Origin of the sequence: Kitasatospora sp. NPDC094016 (assembly GCF_040304045.1) — a bacterium.
Lineage (GTDB): Bacteria > Actinomycetota > Actinomycetes > Streptomycetales > Streptomycetaceae > Kitasatospora.
The window spans coordinates 100,998-118,925 of sequence record NZ_JBEOUK010000018.1; the positions used below are offsets into that span (position 1 = coordinate 100,998).

The 17,928-nt window shown below is 72.6% G+C and carries 16 protein-coding genes; 8 read left to right on the top strand and 8 right to left on the bottom strand.

Going from position 1 to position 17,928, the window contains the following annotated elements:
• Positions 1-21: 21 nt before the first annotated feature.
• Positions 22-510 (top strand): GNAT family N-acetyltransferase, encoded by a 489-nt coding sequence (locus ABT015_RS18995; RefSeq protein ID WP_350880418.1) that lies wholly within the window; start codon positions 22-24, stop codon positions 508-510.
• A gap of 9 nt (positions 511-519) precedes the next feature.
• Here the strand turns inward: ABT015_RS18995 and ABT015_RS19000 are convergent, their stop codons facing one another.
• Positions 520-1,212, bottom strand: a complete 693-nt coding sequence (locus ABT015_RS19000) for an RraA family protein (RefSeq protein ID WP_350880420.1) — start codon at positions 1,210-1,212, stop codon at positions 520-522.
• A 149-nt stretch (positions 1,213-1,361) separates the two neighbouring features.
• On the opposite strand from ABT015_RS19000, the gene ABT015_RS19005 reads away from it, so the two are divergent.
• The gene (locus ABT015_RS19005) at positions 1,362-1,955 is read left to right on the top strand and encodes a Uma2 family endonuclease (RefSeq protein ID WP_350880422.1); all 594 of its coding nucleotides are present in this window, start codon (positions 1,362-1,364) and stop codon (positions 1,953-1,955) included.
• A gap of 79 nt (positions 1,956-2,034) precedes the next feature.
• On the opposite strand, the gene ABT015_RS19010 is transcribed toward ABT015_RS19005, so the two are convergent.
• The 4 genes from ABT015_RS19010 to ABT015_RS19025 all read right to left on the bottom strand — a co-directional run bounded on the left by ABT015_RS19010 (position 2,035) and on the right by ABT015_RS19025 (position 6,819).
• Complete coding sequence (locus ABT015_RS19010; RefSeq protein WP_350880424.1) at positions 2,035-2,964, bottom strand: proline dehydrogenase family protein; 930 nt, start codon at positions 2,962-2,964, stop codon at positions 2,035-2,037.
• Between the two features lie 206 nt (positions 2,965-3,170).
• The gene (pruA, locus tag ABT015_RS19015; protein ID WP_350880426.1) at positions 3,171-4,799 is read right to left on the bottom strand and encodes an L-glutamate gamma-semialdehyde dehydrogenase; all 1,629 of its coding nucleotides are present in this window, start codon (positions 4,797-4,799) and stop codon (positions 3,171-3,173) included.
• 161 nt (positions 4,800-4,960) lie between these two features.
• On the bottom strand, positions 4,961-6,226 hold the full coding sequence (locus ABT015_RS19020; protein WP_350880428.1) for an FAD-dependent oxidoreductase: 1,266 nt from the start codon (positions 6,224-6,226) through the stop codon (positions 4,961-4,963).
• Positions 6,223-6,819, bottom strand: coding sequence for a PadR family transcriptional regulator (locus tag ABT015_RS19025; protein WP_350880430.1), 597 nt, complete (start codon positions 6,817-6,819; stop codon positions 6,223-6,225). The genes ABT015_RS19020 and ABT015_RS19025 overlap by 4 nt, the downstream gene beginning before the upstream one ends.
• A gap of 142 nt (positions 6,820-6,961) precedes the next feature.
• Here ABT015_RS19025 and ABT015_RS19030 point away from each other — a divergent pair, with 142 nt between their 5' ends.
• Entirely contained in the window at positions 6,962-8,599 is a 1,638-nt protein-coding gene (locus ABT015_RS19030; RefSeq protein ID WP_350880432.1) for a PucR family transcriptional regulator, read from the top strand.
• Positions 8,600-8,629: 30 nt separating this feature from the next.
• Here ABT015_RS19030 and ABT015_RS19035 read toward each other — a convergent pair whose 3' ends face one another.
• Both ABT015_RS19035 and ABT015_RS19040 read right to left on the bottom strand, forming a co-directional pair.
• Entirely contained in the window at positions 8,630-10,120 is a 1,491-nt protein-coding gene (locus tag ABT015_RS19035; protein ID WP_350880434.1) for an alkaline phosphatase PhoX, read from the bottom strand.
• A gap of 205 nt (positions 10,121-10,325) precedes the next feature.
• Entirely contained in the window at positions 10,326-11,528 is a 1,203-nt protein-coding gene (locus ABT015_RS19040) for a hypothetical protein (RefSeq protein WP_350880436.1), read from the bottom strand.
• A gap of 206 nt (positions 11,529-11,734) precedes the next feature.
• Between ABT015_RS19040 and ABT015_RS19045 the strand changes: the two genes are divergently transcribed.
• Entirely contained in the window at positions 11,735-12,178 is a 444-nt protein-coding gene (locus ABT015_RS19045; protein WP_063349531.1) for a VOC family protein, read from the top strand.
• Positions 12,179-12,233: 55 nt separating this feature from the next.
• Here the strand turns inward: ABT015_RS19045 and ABT015_RS19050 are convergent, their stop codons facing one another.
• The gene (locus ABT015_RS19050; RefSeq protein ID WP_350880438.1) at positions 12,234-13,883 is read right to left on the bottom strand and encodes a hypothetical protein; all 1,650 of its coding nucleotides are present in this window, start codon (positions 13,881-13,883) and stop codon (positions 12,234-12,236) included.
• Between the two features lie 345 nt (positions 13,884-14,228).
• On the opposite strand from ABT015_RS19050, the gene ABT015_RS19055 reads away from it, so the two are divergent.
• From ABT015_RS19055 to ABT015_RS19070, 4 genes are all read left to right on the top strand, one after another.
• Positions 14,229-15,560 carry an MFS transporter gene (locus tag ABT015_RS19055; RefSeq protein WP_350880440.1) on the top strand — a complete coding sequence of 444 codons (1,332 nt, stop codon included), beginning with the start codon at positions 14,229-14,231 and terminating at the stop codon, positions 15,558-15,560.
• Between the two features lie 436 nt (positions 15,561-15,996).
• Positions 15,997-17,202 (top strand): helix-turn-helix domain-containing protein, encoded by a 1,206-nt coding sequence (locus ABT015_RS19060; RefSeq protein WP_350880442.1) that lies wholly within the window; start codon positions 15,997-15,999, stop codon positions 17,200-17,202.
• A 98-nt stretch (positions 17,203-17,300) separates the two neighbouring features.
• Positions 17,301-17,540: a hypothetical protein gene (locus ABT015_RS19065; RefSeq protein ID WP_350880444.1), complete on the top strand. Its 240-nt coding sequence runs from the start codon at positions 17,301-17,303 to the stop codon at positions 17,538-17,540.
• Positions 17,537-17,914 (top strand): SDR family oxidoreductase, encoded by a 378-nt coding sequence (locus ABT015_RS19070; RefSeq protein WP_350880446.1) that lies wholly within the window; start codon positions 17,537-17,539, stop codon positions 17,912-17,914. The genes ABT015_RS19065 and ABT015_RS19070 overlap by 4 nt, the downstream gene beginning before the upstream one ends.
• Positions 17,915-17,928: the final 14 nt, after the last annotated feature.

The window sequence follows — 17,928 nt, forward strand, 5'->3', positions numbered from 1 at the left end:
GTCGCGGATCATGCTGACCGGATGCTCATCCGCGAAGCCGCCCCCGAGGACTGGCCTGCCGTCTGGCCCTTCTTCCACACCGTCATCGCCGCCGGTGAGACGTTCCCCTACCCCCTCGACCTCTCCTCCGACCTCGGCCGGGAGTGGTGGATGCTCGCCGCACCCCATCGCACGGTGGTCGCGGTAAACGCGGCCGGTACGGTCGTCGGCACCGCCAACATGACCCGCAACCGCCCCGGCAACGGCGCGCACGTGGCCAGCGCCAGCTACCTGGTCGACCCGGCGCACCACGGCCGCGGCATCGGGCGGGCCCTGGTCGAGTACACCCTCGACTGGGCCCGCGCCAACGGCTACCGCGCCATGCAGTTCAACGCCGTGGTCGCCAACAACCACCACGCCGTGAAGCTCTACCGGTCCCTCGGCTTCGACATCGTCGGCACCGTCCCCGAAGCCTTCCACCACCCCGTCGACGGCTACGTCGGCCTGCACGTCATGCACCGTCCGCTGTAAGGGAGTTCGCTACTCCTCGATCGCCCCGCCGACCCGCCGCAGGTGCTGCCGGAAGCTGTACGACGGGTCGGCCGCGCGGCGCTCCAGGTACTCGTCGAAGGCGGTCTGCCGGCGCAGCGTGTCGCCGGAGGCGATCCGCCCGGCCTGCGCGCGCTCGGTCCCGGCGATCGCGGCGGCCGTCTCCAGCACCTCCCCGGCCCGGTCGGCCGGGACGAACAGCACCCCGTCCGCGTCGCCGAACACCACGTCCCCGGCGCTCACCAGGTGCGGCCCGACCCGCGCCGTCACCAGCGCCTCCGGCTCCCGCCCGTCCAGCCGCACCGGCCCCAGCGGCAGCGCGCCGTAGCTGAACACCGGCAGCCCGATCTCCACCAGTTCGGGGGTGTCCCGGTGCAGCCCCCACACCACGATCCCGGCGATCCCGGCGGCCCGCGCCTCCAGCACCGCGAGGTCCCCGATGCAGGCCTCGTCGGTCCGCCCGCCGTTGTCGATCACCAGCACGTCACCGTCCCGGGCGGCCCCGTACGCCTCCAGGAACACGTCCACGCTCCCGTAGTGCCGCACCGGCAGCACCCGCCCCGCGACCCGCCCCCCGGCCGCCACCGCCGCCACCCCCACCGGCGCCGCCCTGAGCCCCACCCCCAACCGCACACACGCGTCCGCCACCAACGGCGTCGACAGCCCCGCGAACTCCTTCAGCATCCCCAACTCCTCCTGTCAAAACCCCAGTTCATCAGCATCGAGATCCTATGCCGGGCCTCAAACTCACACCATCAAGTGAAAACAAACCGTGCACGGCACAACTCCGTCGAGCACCGAATAGCGTGCCGCATATCTGAAGGAGGGGCATCATGAGTGCTGTGGCGCCTGAGCAACCGATCACGGACTCCCCATCGCAGGCTGACATCCTGCTGGAGAGCTTCCTGAGCCTGCACTCCCCCGAAGGCTTCCGAGCCGAGCTCATCGAGGGAGAGATCATCGTGGCACCACCGCCGGACGGCAACCACGAGGACTACATCGACCTGCTGATCGACCAGGTGAAAGCAAAGTCCCAGGTCCACATGCAGGCATCGGGCCATAAGGGCCTCCGCCTGGTGAGCGGTGGTCTCTGCCCGAAGAACCACGTCATTCCGGACACGACCTTCGCTCCAAGGGAACTCCGCCTCTTCCGCGACGCACCACCCTGGATGGAGCCCGACGGCGTCGCGATGGTCGCGGAGGTGACCTCCAGCAAGCCCGACCAGGACCGCATCGCCAAACGCCATTGCTACGCCCGCGCCGCGATCCCGCTGTACCTCCTGATCGACCGCGAGCGGGCCCAGGTCAACCTCTTCAGCAATCCCCACCGCGACGAGTACACCGAGGTGCACCTGGCAGCCTTCGGCGAATCACTCGCCCTCCCCGCCCCGTTCGAGTTCGAGTTGGACACCAAGGACTTCCTCTAGAAGTCCCGGGAACGCGACAAACGACCCGCACCCCCCTTCCACCGGGGGTGCGGGCCGTCGTCGTGCGGGTGCGCGCGGGTCAGCCGCGGGTGGCCATGGCGCGCAGGAAGAAGGTGAGGTTGGCCGGGCGCTCGGCGAGGCGGCGCATGAAGTAGCCGTACCACTCCTGGCCGTAGGGCAGGTACACGCGCATGGTGTTGCCCTCGCCGGCGAGGCGCAGCTGCTCCTCGGGGCGGATGCCGAACAGCATCTGGTACTCGAAGGAGTCGCGCTTGCGGCCGTTCCACTGGGCGAGCTGGCCGGCAATCTTGATCATGTTGGGGTCGTGCGAGGCGATCATCGGGTAGCCCTCGCCGGCCATCAGGACCTTGAGCGCGCGGACGTACGCGAGGTCGACCTCGTGCTTGCCCTGGAAGGCGACCGACTCGGGCTCCTTGTAGGCGCCCTTGCACAGGCGCACGCGCGAGCCGGGGCCGGAGAACTCGCGGCAGTCGGCCTCGGTGCGGCGCAGGTAGGCCTGGAGCACGACGCCCAGCCAGGGGAAGTCGGCCCGCAGCTCGCGCGCGATGGCGAGGGTGGAGTCGGTGGTGGTGTGGTCCTCCATGTCGAGGGTCACCGTGGTGCCGGCGTCGGCGGCGGCCTCGCAGATACGGCGGGCGTTCTCCAGCGCGATCTTCTCGCCGTCCACCGGGAGGAACTGGCCGACGGCCGACAGCTTGACCGACACCTCGGCGCTGGCCGCGAGGCCGGTCTCCTTGAGCGCCGTGAGCAGGTGCTCGTAGGCCTCGGCGGTGCCGGCGGCCTGGGCGGCGTCCTTGGTGTCCTCGCCGAGGTGGTCCAGGGTGACCTTGCGGCCGGTGGCGATCAGGTCGTCGGTGGCGGTGACGGCGTCGTCGAGGACGTCACCGGCGACGAAGCGCTCGACTATCGCGTGGGTCGGCGGGAACTTCTCGACCACGGTGCGGACCTGCGGCGACCGGGAGGCCGCGAGAAGGGCGGAACGGAGCATCGTGACTCCTGGAGCTGGTGCTTCTAAGGGTGGCAGAAGGGGGGCCGGGGCGGCGGGTGCGTGGCACCGCCGCCCCGGCGGGCGGCGCCCGGCTGCGGGGCCGGGCGTCGCGGGTGACCGAGTGGTCGGGCGACCGGAGCGGTCAGGTGACCGGCGCGGCCACGTGACCTGGACGGTCAGGCGACCGGAGCGGTCTGGAGGGGCACTCAGCCCATGTGCGGGTAGCGGTAGTCCGTCGGCGGGACGAAGGTCTCCTTGACCGAGCGGGTCGAGGTCCACCGCGCCAGGTTCTGCTTGGCACCGGCCTTGTCGTTGGTGCCGGAGGCCCGGCCGCCGCCGAAGGGCTGCTGGCCGACGACGGCGCCGGTCGGCTTGTCGTTGATGTAGAAGTTGCCGGCCGCGAAGCGCAGCTTGTGCATGGCGTCCTGGGCGGCCGCGCGGTCCTGGGCGATGATCGCGCCGGTCAGGCCGTAGGCGGAGGCCGACTCCATCTGGGCCAGCATCTCGTCGTACTTGTCGTCCTGGTAGACGTGCACGGCGAGGATCGGGCCGAAGTACTCCTCGCGGAAGTACTCGGACGCCGGGTCCTCGCAGACCAGGACGGTCGGGCGGACGAAGTAGCCGACCGAGTCGTCGTACGTACCGCCGGCCAGGACCTCGACCGCGGGGTCGGCCTGGGCGCGGTCGATGGCGGCCTTGTTCTTGGCGAAGGCGCGGTCGTCGATGACGGCGGACATGAAGTTCGCCAGGTCGGTGACGTCGCCCATGGTGAGGCCCTCGACCTCGGCCGCGAACTCGTCCTTGAGGCCGGCCCAGATCGAGGCCGGGACGTAGGCGCGGGAGAGCGCCGAACACTTCTGGCCCTGGAACTCGAAGGCGCCGCGGGTCATCGCGGTCTTCAGCACGGCCGGGTCGGCGGACGGGTGGGCGACCAGGAAGTCCTTGCCGCCGGTCTCGCCGACGATCCGCGGGTAGGTGCGGTAGCCGGCGATGTTCTCGCCGACGGAGCGCCACAGGTGCTGGAAGGTGGCGGTGGAGCCGGTGAAGTGGATGCCGGCCAGCGCCGGGTGCTTGAGCGCCACGGCGGAGACGTCCAGGCCGTCGCCGGTCACCATGTTGATGACGCCCTTGGGCAGGCCGGCCTCCTCCAGCAGCTGCATCAGCAGGTGCGCGGAGTACTGCTGGGTCGGGGACGGCTTCCAGAGCACCACGTTGCCCATCAGCGCGGGCGCGGTCGGCAGGTTGCCGGCGATCGCGGTGAAGTTGAACGGGGTGATCGCGTAGACGAAGCCCTCGAGCGGGCGGTGGTCGCTGCGGTTCCACACGCCGTCCGAGGAGATCGGCTGCTCGGCCATGATCTGGCGGGCGAAGTGCACGTTGAAGCGCAGGAAGTCGACCAGCTCGCAGGGCGTGTCGATCTCGGCCTGCTGGGCGGTCTTGGACTGGCCGAGCATGGTGGCGGCGGCCAGGGTCTCGCGCCAGGGGCCGGCCAGCAGGTCGGCGGCCTTGAGGAAGATCGCGGCGCGGGAGTCGAAGGAGAGCGCCTGCCAGGCCGGGGCCGCGGCCAGGGCAGTGTCGATGGCCTCCTGCGCGTCGGCCTGGGTGGCGTTGCGCAGGGTGCCGAGCCTCGCCGCGTGGTTGTGCGGCTGGACGACGTGGATCTCGGTGCCGCCGCCCATGCGGCGCTCACCGTTGATCGTCATGGTCAGCTGGACCGGCTCCTGGCCGCCCAGCTCCTTCAGCTTGGCCTCCAGACGGGCCCGTTCCGGGCTGCCCGGGGCGTAGCTGTGGACCGGCTCGTTCACCGGCGCGGGGACCTGGGTCACAGCGTCCATAGAGCGCACGCTCTCCTTCGTTGATGCGGGGGGATGCCGACGCGGGTCGCACGTCGGCCACAGCACGAACGCTATTCCTGCCCCTGGGGCCACTTGATTGGCCGGAAGGCTAAATTCCCCCGTACGGCGTTGTCCGGCCCGACGAAGGGGTCACGGCGCAGTCACGGCGCGGTCACGGCGCGCCGTTGACGGCCCGTCGCGCCGGAGGCCACCGGGAGCACCGGCCGGTCCCAGTCGATCCGGTGGCCGTGCACCGGGCGGAGCATCTTCTCCGGGCTCAGGAAGGTCCGCATCGCGATCGGCGCGAGCAGCCGGAACAGCGCCCGGCCGACCGGCCCGGAGGACTTCTGGTTGTTGGTGCGCGCCGCGTCGGCCGCGATCTTCTCGACCCGGGGCCGGCGCAGCGCCTCGTAGGCGGCGAAGGCGGCGGTGTGGTCGGGCAGGTCCCGCAGGCAGCGGGCGAGTTCGACGGCGCTCTCGACGGCCAGCGAGACGCCCTGGCCGGAGCTGTTGGAGGGGGCGTGCGCGCTGTCGCCGACCAGCACCATCCGGCCGCGGTACCAGTGCGGGACGGACGGCATGATCTCCAGCCGCGGGAAGACCTCGACGGTGTCGGCGGCGGCTTCGCGCAGCACGTCCCGGGCGGGCAGGTCGTCGGCGTGCAGGTCCCGGACCCGGCGCAGCCACTGCTCCGGGCTGACGGCGCGGGCCTGCTCGGCGGTCAGCTGTTCGGGCTGCGGGATGTTGCTGAACCAGGCCGTCCCGGCGCCGTCCGGCAGTCCCCAGTAGCCGAAGAAGGCGCGGGCGCCGTTGGCGAAGTGCATGGTCTCGCCGCGTCCGGCCCGGCCCGGCAGCCGGTGCGGGCTGTAGCCGCCGACGCCGAGCAGGCCGGTGTACCGCGCGCCGGGGGCGTCCGGGTCGATCAGGGTGCGGACGGTGGAGCGGGTGCCGTCGGTGCCGATCAGCAGGTCGCCGGTGGCGGTGTCGCCGTCGGCGAAGCGGGCGGTGATGCCGTCGGCGCCCTCCTCGGCGCCGACCAGCCGTTTGCCGTGGCGGACTTCGATGCCGCTCTCGCGCAGCCGCCGCTGGAGCACCTCGTACAGTTCGGCGCGGCGCATGACCCGGCCGGGCGGCAGGTCCGGGAGGCCGGCGAACTCGGCCAGCACGCCGCCCCGGCCGTCCTCGATCAGCATCGGGCCGATGGGCTGCCCGATGGCGCCGACCTCCGCCCCGAGCCCGACGGTCGCCAGGGCGTCGAGCCCGTTGGGGGCGATCATGAAGGTGCCGCCGATGCCCTCGGCGGAGGACTCGTAGGCCTCGAAGACGACGGCTTCGACGCCGGCCCTGCGCAGGGCCAGTGCCGTCACCGGCCCGGCGATCCCGCCGCCGATGACGAGGGCCCTCTTCTCCCCGTTGCTCGTACTCATTCCAGACTCCCGAAGGTCTCGTGCCAGGTCCGGATGAACTCCGGCTCCTTGAGTCGACCGACGAGGTGCTCGACGAAGCGGCCCTCGGCCTCCAGCGCGCCGACCCGGTGTTCCTCCTCGATCAGGAAGATCCAGTCCACGCCGTCGTCCGAGGCCTTCCGCAGGGCCGCCCGGATGCCCGCCACCTCGGCGGCCAGCGCGGCCCGCCGCTGTTCCAGCAGTTCCACGGCCTCGGCCGGCGGGACCACCATGAGCAGCGACAGCGCGACCCCGAACGCGGGGTACTCGTGCTGCGGTTCGGCGACGAGTTCGCGCATCCAGTCGGTGAGCTCCGCCCGGCCCTCGGGGGTGACGGCGTAGACGGTGCGCTCCGGTCGCTGGGTGTCGCGGACGGTCTCCTGTTCGGCGACGAACCCGGCCTTCCGCAGCTGCTCCACGACCATGTACAGCGAGCTGCGGTTGTACTTGATGTTGCGGTCCTTGCCGTGCTCCTTGAGCCTGCGCCCCATCTCGTACGGGTGCATCGGCCCGGCCACGAGTTCGGCCAGGACCGCCAGGGCCAGCGGGTTCGACACCTTGCGTCGCTTCGCCACGAGACGTCCTCATCTCTTGGTCAGTACTGACTATCCACTCCTGAATAGTCAGAGTCAACTATTCACGAAAGCCGGGCCACGACTCTGTCCGCCCGGCTAAAATCAACCACACGGCATTGTCCGAGCGGATGAAGGAGGCCCGATGACGACCCCCGGCCTCCCCGCCACCCCCGGCCCGCCGCCCACCTCCGGCCTCCCGCTCCGCCAGCTGCTGATGTCCCTCGGCGAACCCCTGGTCGAACTCCAGGCCGCCCCGCAGGGCCTGGACGTCCCGGTCCGCGACGTCGCGATCCTCGACCCGGAGGACCCGCCGACCGCCGCCCCCGGCGAACTCGTCCTCGCGATCGGCGCCCGCGGCCGCGCCGCCCTCCCCGCCCTGCGCGCCGCCGGACGGGCCGGCGCCGCAGCGGTCGCGGTCAAACTGGACGGCCCCGGCCAGGCGGACGCACTGCGCGAGGCCGCCACCGAGGCGGGCGTCGCCCTGCTCTCGGTCCGCCGCGAGACCCGCTGGGAGCACCTCGACTCGCTGGCCCGCGCGATCATCGCCGGCCCGGACGCCCCGGACACCCCCGGCGCCCCCGAACCCAACGCGGGCGACCTCTTCTCCCTCGCCCAGACCGTCGCCGTGCTCACCAACGGCATCGTGTCGATCGAGGACACCTCCAGCCGGGTGCTGGCGTACTCCCGCTCCTCCGACTCGGACGAGGTCGACGACCTGCGCCGGCTCTCCATCCTCGGCTGGCAGGGCCCCGAGCCGTACCTGTCCAAGCTCCGCGAGTGGGGCATCTTCCAGCACCTGCGCACCTCGGACGCCCCGATCGCGGTCGAACCGCACCCCGAACTCGGCCTGCGCCGCCGCCTGGCGATCGGCATCCGAGCCGGGGCGCAGCCGCTCGGCACCATCTGGGTGCAGGAGGGTGCGCAGCCGCTGGCGCCGCTCGCCGATCAGTCCCTGGTCGGCGCCGCCCGGGTGGCCGCCGCCCAACTGGTGCGCCGACGACGCGAGTTGTCCGCCGACACGCGGCTCACCCGGACGCTGCTCACCGGCCTGCTGGAGGGCTCCACCGGCCCGCAGTCGCTCGCCACCCACCTGGGGCTGGACCTGCGGCGCCCGGCCACCGTGCTCGCCTACAGCGCGCACACCACCGAGGCGCTGCACCGCTCCGACGTCACCGGCCTGATCTCGGTGCACACCGCCGCCCGGCACCGCACCGCGCTGCTCGCCCCGATCGAGTCCCGGGTGTACGTGCTGCTGCCCGAACTCCCGCCCGGCCTGCCGATGGCCACCGTGCGCGGCTGGGCGGACGAGGTGGTGGCGGCCGCCCGGGAGCACCTCGGCGTCCCGCTGCGCGCCGCTATCGGCTCGACCGTGGACGGCCTGGCCCAGGTGCCGGACTCCCGCGCGCAGGCGGACCGCATCCTGGACGCGATGGGCCGCGGCGGGGTGGACCTCGACGTGGCGGCGCTGATCGACGTCCAGGCCGAGGTGCTGGTCAGCGAGATGCTCGCACTGCTCCAGGAGCGCTCCGGCCTGCGCGACCCCCGGCTCACCGCGCTCGCCGCGTACGACCGCCGGCACGGCACCCGGCTCGCCGAGTCGGTGCTGGCCTGGCTGGACGCGCTCGGCGAGGTCCGGGTCGCCGCGGACGCCCTGCACATCCACCCCAACACCCTGCGCTACCGGGTGCGCCGCGCCGAGCAGTTGACCGGCATCGACCTCTCCCAGCCGCAGCAGCGCCTGCTGGCGATGCTGCAACTGAGGCTGCCCGCGGACGAATGACCGCGGGCAGCCCCCTCGACGCGCGCTACGTCACTCGCCGTAGCCCTGGCCGCGCTTGTGCTCGTTCAGCCGGTGCCACGGGCCGGTGATGGCCAGCTGGATGCCCGGGGTCTGGATGTTGGCGAAGAGGGTCTTGCCGTCGTCCGAGAAGGTCACCCCGGTGAACTCGCTGAACTCCGGGTTCTCGGCGGTGCCGATGTTCAGCTCGTTGCGGGCGACGGAGTAGGTCAGCCCGTCCTCGGTGGCGCCGAACAGGTGCGACACGCCCTCGCCGTCCTCGGCGATCACGATGCCGCCGTACGGCGAGACGGTGATGTTGTCCGGGCCGTCGAAGTTGTCGTGGTCGCCCCAGACGTCGGTGTTGACGCCGAGCAGCACCTTCAGGGTGATGGTGCGGCGGGTCGGGTTGTAGAACCAGACCTGGCCGTCGTGCTGCACCGGGCTCTCCGAGCGGGCGAAGCTGGAGACGAAGTAGAAGCCGCCGTCACCCCACCACATGCCCTCCAGCTTGCGGGCGCGGGTGACCTCGCCGTCCTTGAACTGCTTGCGGACCGAGACGGTCCTGGCGTCGCGGTCCTGAACCTTGACCCAGTCCGCGCCGTAGGTGGTGCCGACCTTGGTGGCGCGGGAGAGGTCGTCGACGAACTTGCCCTGGGAGTCGAAGACCTTGAAGGCCTCCAGCACGCCCGCGTCGGCGGCCAGCGCGCGCAGCTTGTAGCGGCCGTGCTTGAAGCCGGCCGGCGGAGTCCAGCGGAACAGCAGGCCGTTGGGGTTCGAGGCGTCCTCGGTCAGGTAGACGTGGCCGCGCTTCGGGTCCACCACGACGGCCTCGTGCGCGTACCGGCCGAAGGCCTTCACCGGCTGCGGGTCGCGGTTGTAGTCGTCGTCGAACGGGTCGACCTCGAAGATGTACCCGTGGTCCTTGGTGAAGCCGTTCTTGCCGGCCTTGTCCTCGGTCTCCTCGCCGGACAGCCAGGTGCCCCACGGGGTCACGCCGCCCGCGCAGTTGGTGGAGGTGCCGGCGATGCCGACCCACTGCTCGACCGAACCGTTCCGCTTGGCGTGCACGATGGTGCAGCCGCCGGCCGCGCCCGGGTCGTAGACGTGGCCCTCGGTCAGCGGCACCGGGTACGGCCATTTGGCGCGGGAACCGGACAGCTCGTGGTTGACGACCAGCAGGTTGCCGCCGCGCTCGTCCTCGAAGGCGGAGGTGCCGTCGTGGTTGCTCGGGGTGAACTCGCCGGTGCGCAGCCGGGTGACACCGGCGCGGTTGACGACCTTGTACGAGAAGCCCTTGGGCAGCGACAACAGCCCGGCCGGGTCCTGCACCAGCGGGCCGTAGCCGACGGCGGCGCGCACGACACCGGTGTCACCCGCCGCGGACGCGGCCGGCAGCTCGCCGCCGGCCGGGGCGGCGATCGCGCCCGGAGCGCTGGCCAGCGCCTCCGCGCTGCCGGCGATCAGCACGCCGGCCCCGACGAGGGTGGAACGGTTGACGAAGTCCCGGCGGGACAGCGACATGGCAGCAACTCCTGAGGAATCGGCCGCCGGACCGGGGGCGGGCCCGGTGCCCGGCGGGCGGGGCGTCGAGACGGGGCGTCGACGCCCAGCAGACTCCGCCGCGGGGATGAACCCGGCATGACGCCCACCTCACGCCCAGGCGGCCATTTGCCAACCGATGACCGACACATGACCTCCGCTTTGCCTTACGCCGCCCTGCCGAGGGTCACCCTGACCGCGCCGTCCGCCACTGCTCCCAGGCCGACAGCCACAGCTGCTCGGCGAGCCGGTGCTCCTCCCAGACCTCCGGCCCGCCGCCCCGCCGCTCCCGCCAGAGCTGCTCCCAGGCCCGCTGCGCCGGCAGGCTCGCCACCTCGCTGGCGAACACCGTGTACCGGACGACCTCCTCGACGGCCGCCCCGCCCTCCGGCGTGCCGATCAGCCAATGCGTGTGCCGTGCAAGCCGGTTGAGGTGGTTGACCATCGCGGTCAGCGCCGTCACCGCCTCCTCCCGGGTCTCGGTGGCGAGCCGCATCTGCTGGCGCACCGCCACCTCCCAGCGCACCTCGTAGGCGTCCCCGCGCGGGCGCCGCGGCGTCCGCCCGGCCCGGACCTGCGCCTCGACGGCGGCGGACGCGGCGACGCTCAGCGCGATCAGCTCCCGGTGCGCCTCCAGCCCGACGGTGGGCGGCAGTTCACGTTCCTCCACCGGGACCTGCCGGGCCCGCCGGGCGGCCAACTCGCCCAGCAGCTCGGCCCGGCCGCGCAGGTACGGCTCGAAGTCCGCGATCCCGCCGAGCTCCACGCCGCCGGGCGGCACCCCACGCCCGCACACCGTCACGGTCAGCCCGCCGATCCGCAGCCGCCCGGCCCAGACCGGTGCGGCCCCGTCGGCGGCCGACGCGCCCGGCCAGAGCACCGGCCGGTCCTCGTGCACCTCCACCGGGTACGGCTCGCCGTCCACGGTGATCCACTCGCGCAGCGCCCGCACCCGGCCCGGCCCGTCGCCCTCGTCGACCCCCAGGTGGTCGTAGACCCGGTCCCGCTCGTCCTCGACCACGTCCTCCAGCTCAGGCAGGTCCTCGCCGTGCTCCGCGCCCGGCCGGTAGGTGCGCACGCTGACGTACGGGCCGGCCACCGAGCTCCAGTCGCCGGACTGCACCTCGACCCACGCGAGTTCGCCGCCGGAGGTCTCGAAGGCGGCCAGCGCCTCGCCCCAACCGCCCGTCGCGCCGCCCCCGCACGACAGCCCCGCGACGACGCCGTACACCGGGAAGTCGGCCGCGGCCACCGTGCGGCGGGAGAAGTCCTCCACCGCGGCGAGACGCTCCTCCTTGCTCCTCGCGTCCCGGACGCCCGAATGGTCTGCCCGCCCGACGTTCCACTCCGGGGGCCTGCCGCCGCTCTCCCGCATCATCCTGTGCCGCACCCCCGAGTCCTCGCGCCCGCACCGCCGACGCCACCTTAGTGCCCGGGACCTGCCGGGTCATCAGCTCGGGTGCCGGGCACCGGCGCAGGCCGCGTCGGGACGCCCGGCCGCCAACGGGCACGGGCCGTGTCGGGACGCGCGGTCGCCGACCGGCACGGACCGTGTCAGGACGCGCGGTTGTCAGCCGCCCTCCCTACCCTGGCGGCATGACAGCAGACAGCAGCTTCCCGGCCCGAATCAGCATCGTCACCCTCGGGGTCTCCGACCTCGACCGCAGCGCCCGCTTCTACGAAGACCTGGGCTGGCGGCGGTCCTCCGCCTCCAGCCCGGAGATCGTCTGGTTCCGCACCGCCGACTCGGCGCTCGGCCTCTTCCCCACCGAGGAGCTGGCCGCCGACGCGGGCGTGCCCGCCACCGGCGAGCCCGCCTTCCGCGGCGTCACCCTCGCGGTGAACCTGGAGTCCCCCGCGCTGGTGGACGCCGCGTTGAAGACGGCCGTCGAGGCCGGCGCCGTGGTGGTCAAGCCGCCGGTCCCGACCAGCTGGGGCGGCTACTCCGGCTACTTCGAGGACCCGGACGGCCACCTCTGGGAGCTGGCGCACAACCCGTTCTTCCCCTTCGCCGAGGACGGCTCCCTGGATCTCCCCTGACCCGACGGCCCGTCAACCCCTCGACGCCGGAGCGTCGAAGCCCCCCGTCGTCCCGTCAGCCCTTGGACCGCGCCTTGAAGGCCGCCTTGCGTGCCTCCTTGGCCACCGCCCGGTCCAGGTGCAACTCCCCGACGGCCTCCAGGACGTCCGCCGTGTACGGGTGGTCGACCCGCCAGAGCTCGCCGAAGTAGGACGCCGGGTTGCCGGTCACCGGCAGGTCCGCGATCAGCTCGCGCAGCAGCTCGGCGTCGCCGCCGCTGTCCAGCAGCTGGGCGGCGAAGGTGTCGACCACCGTCCACAGCGCCATCGTCCGCTCCGGCACCGGCACGTCCGTCGCTCCCTTCGAGGTCAGCCAGGCCCGGGCGGCGCCGCCCAGCTCGGGGTCGTCCAGCACGTCGCGCACGGCCGGCTCGGCGGCCGTGCCCAGCATGTTCAGCGCCGAGACGCCGAGCATCCGCCGCATCGGGGCGTACGCGTCGTCGCCGCGCGCCGCCGCCAGCAGCTCGCGCGCCGCCGCCACCGGCTCCCGGCCGGTGATCCAGACCCGCAGCTCCTCCTCCGGCAGCACGTTGGCGGCCTCGCACACCGCGCGCAGCAGTTCGACCGCGTCGCCCTGGGCCAGCTCGCCGACCAGCGGCGCGTCGTAGCCGTCCTCCAGCAGCCACTGCCGGATGCCGTACTGGCCGAGCGGGGTGAGCCGGACGAGCCCGAAGCGCGCCGACTCCTCCTCGTCCAGCGGCGCCTCGCCGACGAGGGCGGGCTCCTCGCTCTCCGGGCCCTCCTCCTCGTCGAACAGCTCCGGGTCGATCGGCCGGTACTCCAGCAGGCCCAGCTCGGCCAGGTCGCCCAGCATCGGGTCCAGTGCGACCATCACATCGGTGATGTCGCCCAGCAGCTCCTCGCTCGGCTCCTCGCCCTCCGGCACCACCAGCAGCGCGGCCAGCACACCCAGCGGCACGGTCTCGTTGCCCGGATCGGCGAAGGCGGTGGTCTCGTACAGCACCTGCAACGCCTCGTCCAGCAGCTCTGCGGCGGCGTCCCGGGCCTCCTCGACCTCGCTCAGGGCGTCCTCGCCCTCCTCCTCGGCCTCCCCGACCTCTCCGGCCTCCCCGCCCTCGGCGGCCCGCGCGGCCTCCTCCTCCGGCAGCGAGTCGGCCTCCACGGCCAGCTCCCGGACGATCCCGGCGGCCGTCAGCCACAGCTCCAGGACGGTCTCCGGGTCACCCTCCTCGGCGGGCTCCAGATCCGGGCCCGGCACGGCGACGTGCTCACCGGCCGCCGTCGTCCCGATCTCCACCAGGTCCAGGTCGCAGGCCAGCGACCAGGCCCGCATCGCCTCGACCTCCGCCTCCTCCGGCACCTCCCCCTCGGCGGGGGCCAGGCCCAGCAGCTGCGCCGCCGGCGCCCGGTCCCCCTCCACCAGGTCGCCGAACTCGTCCACCACCCGGTGCGGGGCTGCCCAGCGGGCCAGCGCCAGCGCGTACCCGAACATCGGCACGGCCTTCGCCAGGGCGGCCAGCTCCTCCTCGGCGGGCAGCTTCACCGGCGGTACCAGGACCGCCGCGTCGTCCAGGTCCTCGTCGTCCAGCGCGTGCGCGGCGAACGCCCCGTAAAGGTCCTGGAGCTCCAGGTCGGCGGGCAGAACCGGCTCGGCCGCACTCTCCCCCGGCGAAGCCCCGGCGTTCTTCCGACGTCGTCCGGCCATCGTTGCGCGTTCTCCCTCAGCCAGCGGTCCGCCTATCAGCTCAGCGTCCCGATCCACCACCTCAGCGTATAGGCCGGGCACCCCCGATGCCCGGCCTCAAGGGGCGCGCGCCGCAACCGTGCGCCCACCCTTTATCCTTCGCATTGGCACCGTGCACACCCCGCGCGGGCCACCGGGCAATGAAGCCCTTCGCCCTCCCCGCCCGACACCGGGCAGGAGGGGCCCACTCAGCTCACCCGCTCCACCAGGGAGCCCCGCACCGCGGCCACCACCACAGCGCCTCAGGACGGGCGCGCCGGCACACCCCGCCGACCCGGTGGTGCCCTGCCACAGGAGATCCCTTACATGGCGGACCTCTCCCCCGCCGGCTCCGGCCTGCGCACCGCGCAGCTCGACGGACGCCGACTCTCGGAGGCCCTGCTTCCCCTGGAGCTCGCGCCCCGCGCCCAGCTCCAGCTCGCCGCGGTCAGCCGCTGGAACGCGCTGCGCGGTGTCCGCGTCGGCCTCGTCGCCGCCGCCCTGCTGCTGATGCTGATCGGTGCCAACCTGGCGACGCCGATCTACCCGCTCCTCCAGCAGCGCCTCGGCCTCGGCCCGCTCGACACCACGATCCTCTTCACGATCTACGTGTTCGCGCTGGTCCCCGTGCTCGCCGTGGTCGGCCACTGGTCCGACCACCTCGGCCGCCGCGCCCTGATCCTGCCCGCCGTCGCCCTGGCCGCCGCCGGCGACGTCGTGTTCGCCACCTCGGGCAGCTTCTGGCAGCTCGCCGTCGGCCGGGCCGTCCAGGGCATCGCCGTCGGCCTCTCCACCGGCGCCGCCGGGGCCGCCCTCGGCGACCTGCTGCCCGACCACCCGACGCTCGCCGCCAAACTCACCCTGGCCTGTTCCGCCGGCGGCGTCGCGCTCGGCCCGGTGGTCGGCGCCCTGCTCGCCAACGGCGCGGACCCGCTGCTGACGCCCTTCCTGCTGCACGCCATCGCCCTGCTGGCGCTCTGCGTGCCACTGGCCCTCGTCCACCCGCGGATGCCCGGCCGCAACCGCCCGCCGGCCACCCCGCCCCGCATCACCACCCCGGCCCACCTGCGCCCGCGCCGGCTCGCCCTGCCCCGCACCGGCCGCCGCGAGTTCCTGCTCGCCGCCTCGGCCGGCTTCATCTCGTACGCGGTGTTCGGCGTCTACCTGGCGCTCGCCCCGGCCTTCTCGGCCAAGCTGCTGCACACCTCCTCGCACCTGACCGGCGCGATCGTGGCAGCCCTGCTGCTCGGCTCGTCCGCACTGGCCCAGCTCCTCGTCCCGCCCACCTCCGACCGCCTGGTCATCGCCCTCGGCATGGCCGGCCTGGCCGCCGGCCTCGCCCTGGTCGTCGCCGCCCAGTACACCGAGACCCCGGCGCTGCTGTTCATCGGCAGCGTCCTCGGCGGCATCTGCCAGGGCGTGTCCTTCCGCTCCCTGTTCACCACCGCCGTCGCCGCGATGAACCCGGAACGCCGAGGCTCCGAACTGAGCTCCCTGTGGATCATCGTCTACCTCGGCAGCTCCCTCCCCATCGTGATCGTCGGCGCCCTGGTCCAGCATTACGGCCTCCTCCCCGCCGTCAGCGGCTTCGCCGCCGTCGCCGCCGCCCTCTGTGCGGCCCTGGCCATCGCCGTCGCCCGCAAACCCAAGCCGGCCTGACCCCACGTACGAAGAACGCCGCTGCCCGGGACTTCCTCCGAGGTCCCGGGCAGCGGCGTTTCGCCTCCACTCCCAAGGCTTCCATTTGTCGGTACCGACCTCGACGTCGAAGGGCTTCGGCAACCGGACGGTTTCGCCGAACTTCCACTCCCCCAGTACCTCGTACCCCCCTCGGCCTTATTCGGCTCGCCGAACAAGGTGACGCCAGGCTGCCGCGGATCCCGGTCCACCAGCAGGTAGTACGGCGCCCCGGTCCGCGCGTACCCGTGCCGCCGGCCGCCCGTCGGCAGATATACCGCCGCCCCACGGATCTTCTCCCCGAAGGGAGGAATCGCGACAGCAGGTTGACGCAAGATCCACGGAACCGAAGCGCCCCCGCCCGCCCAGGGGAGCGGGTACCTTCCGAGTACGGCCGTGCTCCCGAAGGGGGACCAGGATGACGCAGTGGACCGACTGCACCACAGGCGAGCGCATCAAGCTCCTGCGCGGACCGGACATGACGCAGGAACAGCTTGCCGAAGCATCGGGCCTGTCCGTAGCAACGATCCGCAAGGCGGAACGCAACCTGGGCGGCAGCCTCCAGACGCTGCTGCGAATCTCGGCCGCGCTGCACACCGACGTGTCGGTGATCCTGGGCCAACAGGCCCCCCGCCGCGCGATGCACGGCGCCGACCGGGCGATGATGCGCGAGCTGTCCCGCACCGTCCACGACACCGCCGCAGGTGTCGGCGTCGATGTGCAACCCCCACCCCCTGCCGAACTGGCGGCCGGACTCGCCGCCGCGTGGGAGACCTACCGCTCCGGCGACTACGTGGGCGCAGGAGTGCGCGTCGCCCCAGCGCTGCGCGAAGCCGCCGCCGCGCTGAAGGCCGCTCCGGTCGACCAGGAGAGTGCCGCGGCGGGCATCCTCGCGGACGCCTATCGGCTCGCCGCCTACGTGGCGAACCAGTTCGGCGCCCGCGATCTCGCGTACGCCGGGATCGGGCACGCGCAACACCAGGCCGACCGCACCGGGGACACCGTCCGCTCGGCCATGGTCGCGTCCGGCCGGTCGTGGATCTACGTGCGGGATGCCCGGCTCGACCAGGCGGACGAGACCGCCCGCACATCGTACGAGTCCATCGAGCCGAGGTACGGGGATCGAGATCTCGGAATGCTCGCCACCTACGGATGGCACGTGACCTTCGCGGCCGTCGTTGCTGCCCGCCGGGGGAACGTGGACGGCGCCGACGACCTGCTGTCGCAGGGGCTTGCGGTGGCGGCCCGGATGGGCCGGGACGTGATGGTGAACGGTACGGCGTTCGGACCGGTAACGGTCACCGCACAGGCGATCGGAATCTCCGTCTCGACCGGTCGGCCGGGGAGGGCGCTCAGCCTGTTCCAGTCGATCGGCGACATGAGCTCGCTCACCCCGTCGGCGCGCAACCGGATGATGCTGGACGTGGCGCTCGCACAAGCCGAGACCCGGCAGTCCGACACCGCTCTCGACACCCTGCTTGAAGTCTGCTCGGCCGCGCCCGGTTGGGCTCGTCATCAGGGATTGCCCGGGGTGATCGCGCAGAAGGCGAGCGCGGGCAGCGCAACTACGGCCAAGCTGCGCAAGCTCTCATCGATCCTCGGAACATCCGTGATCATCAATTGAGGAGTGATACGCGGCGTATCACCCGGCGCCGGTACGACTTCGGGAAGTGATACACGCCGTCCGTTCACGGACGGTGAGAACTCCACGACAGTGGGCACATGTTGACGCTCCATCACCAGCGCCCTGCGCTCGCCCACGTTCCGTCGAGCCCGGCGACCCTGCGGCTGCCCTACACCCCGGCATCGGCCCTCGCTGCCCGTCGCATGGTCCGCGCCAAGCTCACCGAGTGGAACCTGCCCCACCTGACCGACGACGCCGAGCTGATCGTCACGGAGCTGGTCTCCAACGCCGCCAAGACCGGTTGCCTGACCGCCATCCGGGTCAGTATCACCGGGTGACCAACCGGGCGGGCCAGGCCGTACGGATCTCCGTCCGAGACGGATCCCGCGCCCTGCCGGTCCTGATCGGCGCCGCCCACGACGCAGAGTCCGGCCGCGGCTTGGCTCTGGTCGACCGCTTGGCCGTTGTCTGGGGCGTCGACCTGGAGCCGCACGGCAAGACGACGTGGGCGGACATCGCCGTGGACACTGTCGTACCCGGAGCCATCCAGGTCGAGGCGGAGAACGACCTGCCCGCCCACCACCGCGCCCGGCCCGAGGACCAGATCCGCCCCGAGGACGTCGCCGCCGCGGTCGCCTTCCTCGCCTGCCCCAGCGCGTCCTTCATCACCGGCCAGTCGTTGCACGTCGACGGCGGCTGGCTCCTCCACTGACCCGCCCGTCCCAC

Coding starts and splice junctions, on each gene's coding strand:
- ABT015_RS18995 (WP_350880418.1), top strand. CDS start 22: ATGCTCATCCGCGAAGCCGCCCCCGAGGACTGGCCTGCCGTCTGGCCC.
- ABT015_RS19000 (WP_350880420.1), bottom strand. CDS start 1,212: ATGCTGAAGGAGTTCGCGGGGCTGTCGACGCCGTTGGTGGCGGACGCG.
- ABT015_RS19005 (WP_350880422.1), top strand. CDS start 1,362: ATGAGTGCTGTGGCGCCTGAGCAACCGATCACGGACTCCCCATCGCAG.
- ABT015_RS19010 (WP_350880424.1), bottom strand. CDS start 2,964: ATGCTCCGTTCCGCCCTTCTCGCGGCCTCCCGGTCGCCGCAGGTCCGC.
- pruA (WP_350880426.1), bottom strand. CDS start 4,799: ATGGACGCTGTGACCCAGGTCCCCGCGCCGGTGAACGAGCCGGTCCAC.
- ABT015_RS19020 (WP_350880428.1), bottom strand. CDS start 6,226: ATGAGTACGAGCAACGGGGAGAAGAGGGCCCTCGTCATCGGCGGCGGG.
- ABT015_RS19030 (WP_350880432.1), top strand. CDS start 6,962: ATGACGACCCCCGGCCTCCCCGCCACCCCCGGCCCGCCGCCCACCTCC.
- ABT015_RS19035 (WP_350880434.1), bottom strand. CDS start 10,120: ATGTCGCTGTCCCGCCGGGACTTCGTCAACCGTTCCACCCTCGTCGGG.
- ABT015_RS19045 (WP_063349531.1), top strand. CDS start 11,735: ATGACAGCAGACAGCAGCTTCCCGGCCCGAATCAGCATCGTCACCCTC.
- ABT015_RS19050 (WP_350880438.1), bottom strand. CDS start 13,883: ATGGCCGGACGACGTCGGAAGAACGCCGGGGCTTCGCCGGGGGAGAGT.
- ABT015_RS19055 (WP_350880440.1), top strand. CDS start 14,229: ATGGCGGACCTCTCCCCCGCCGGCTCCGGCCTGCGCACCGCGCAGCTC.
- ABT015_RS19060 (WP_350880442.1), top strand. CDS start 15,997: ATGACGCAGTGGACCGACTGCACCACAGGCGAGCGCATCAAGCTCCTG.
- ABT015_RS19065 (WP_350880444.1), top strand. CDS start 17,301: ATGTTGACGCTCCATCACCAGCGCCCTGCGCTCGCCCACGTTCCGTCG.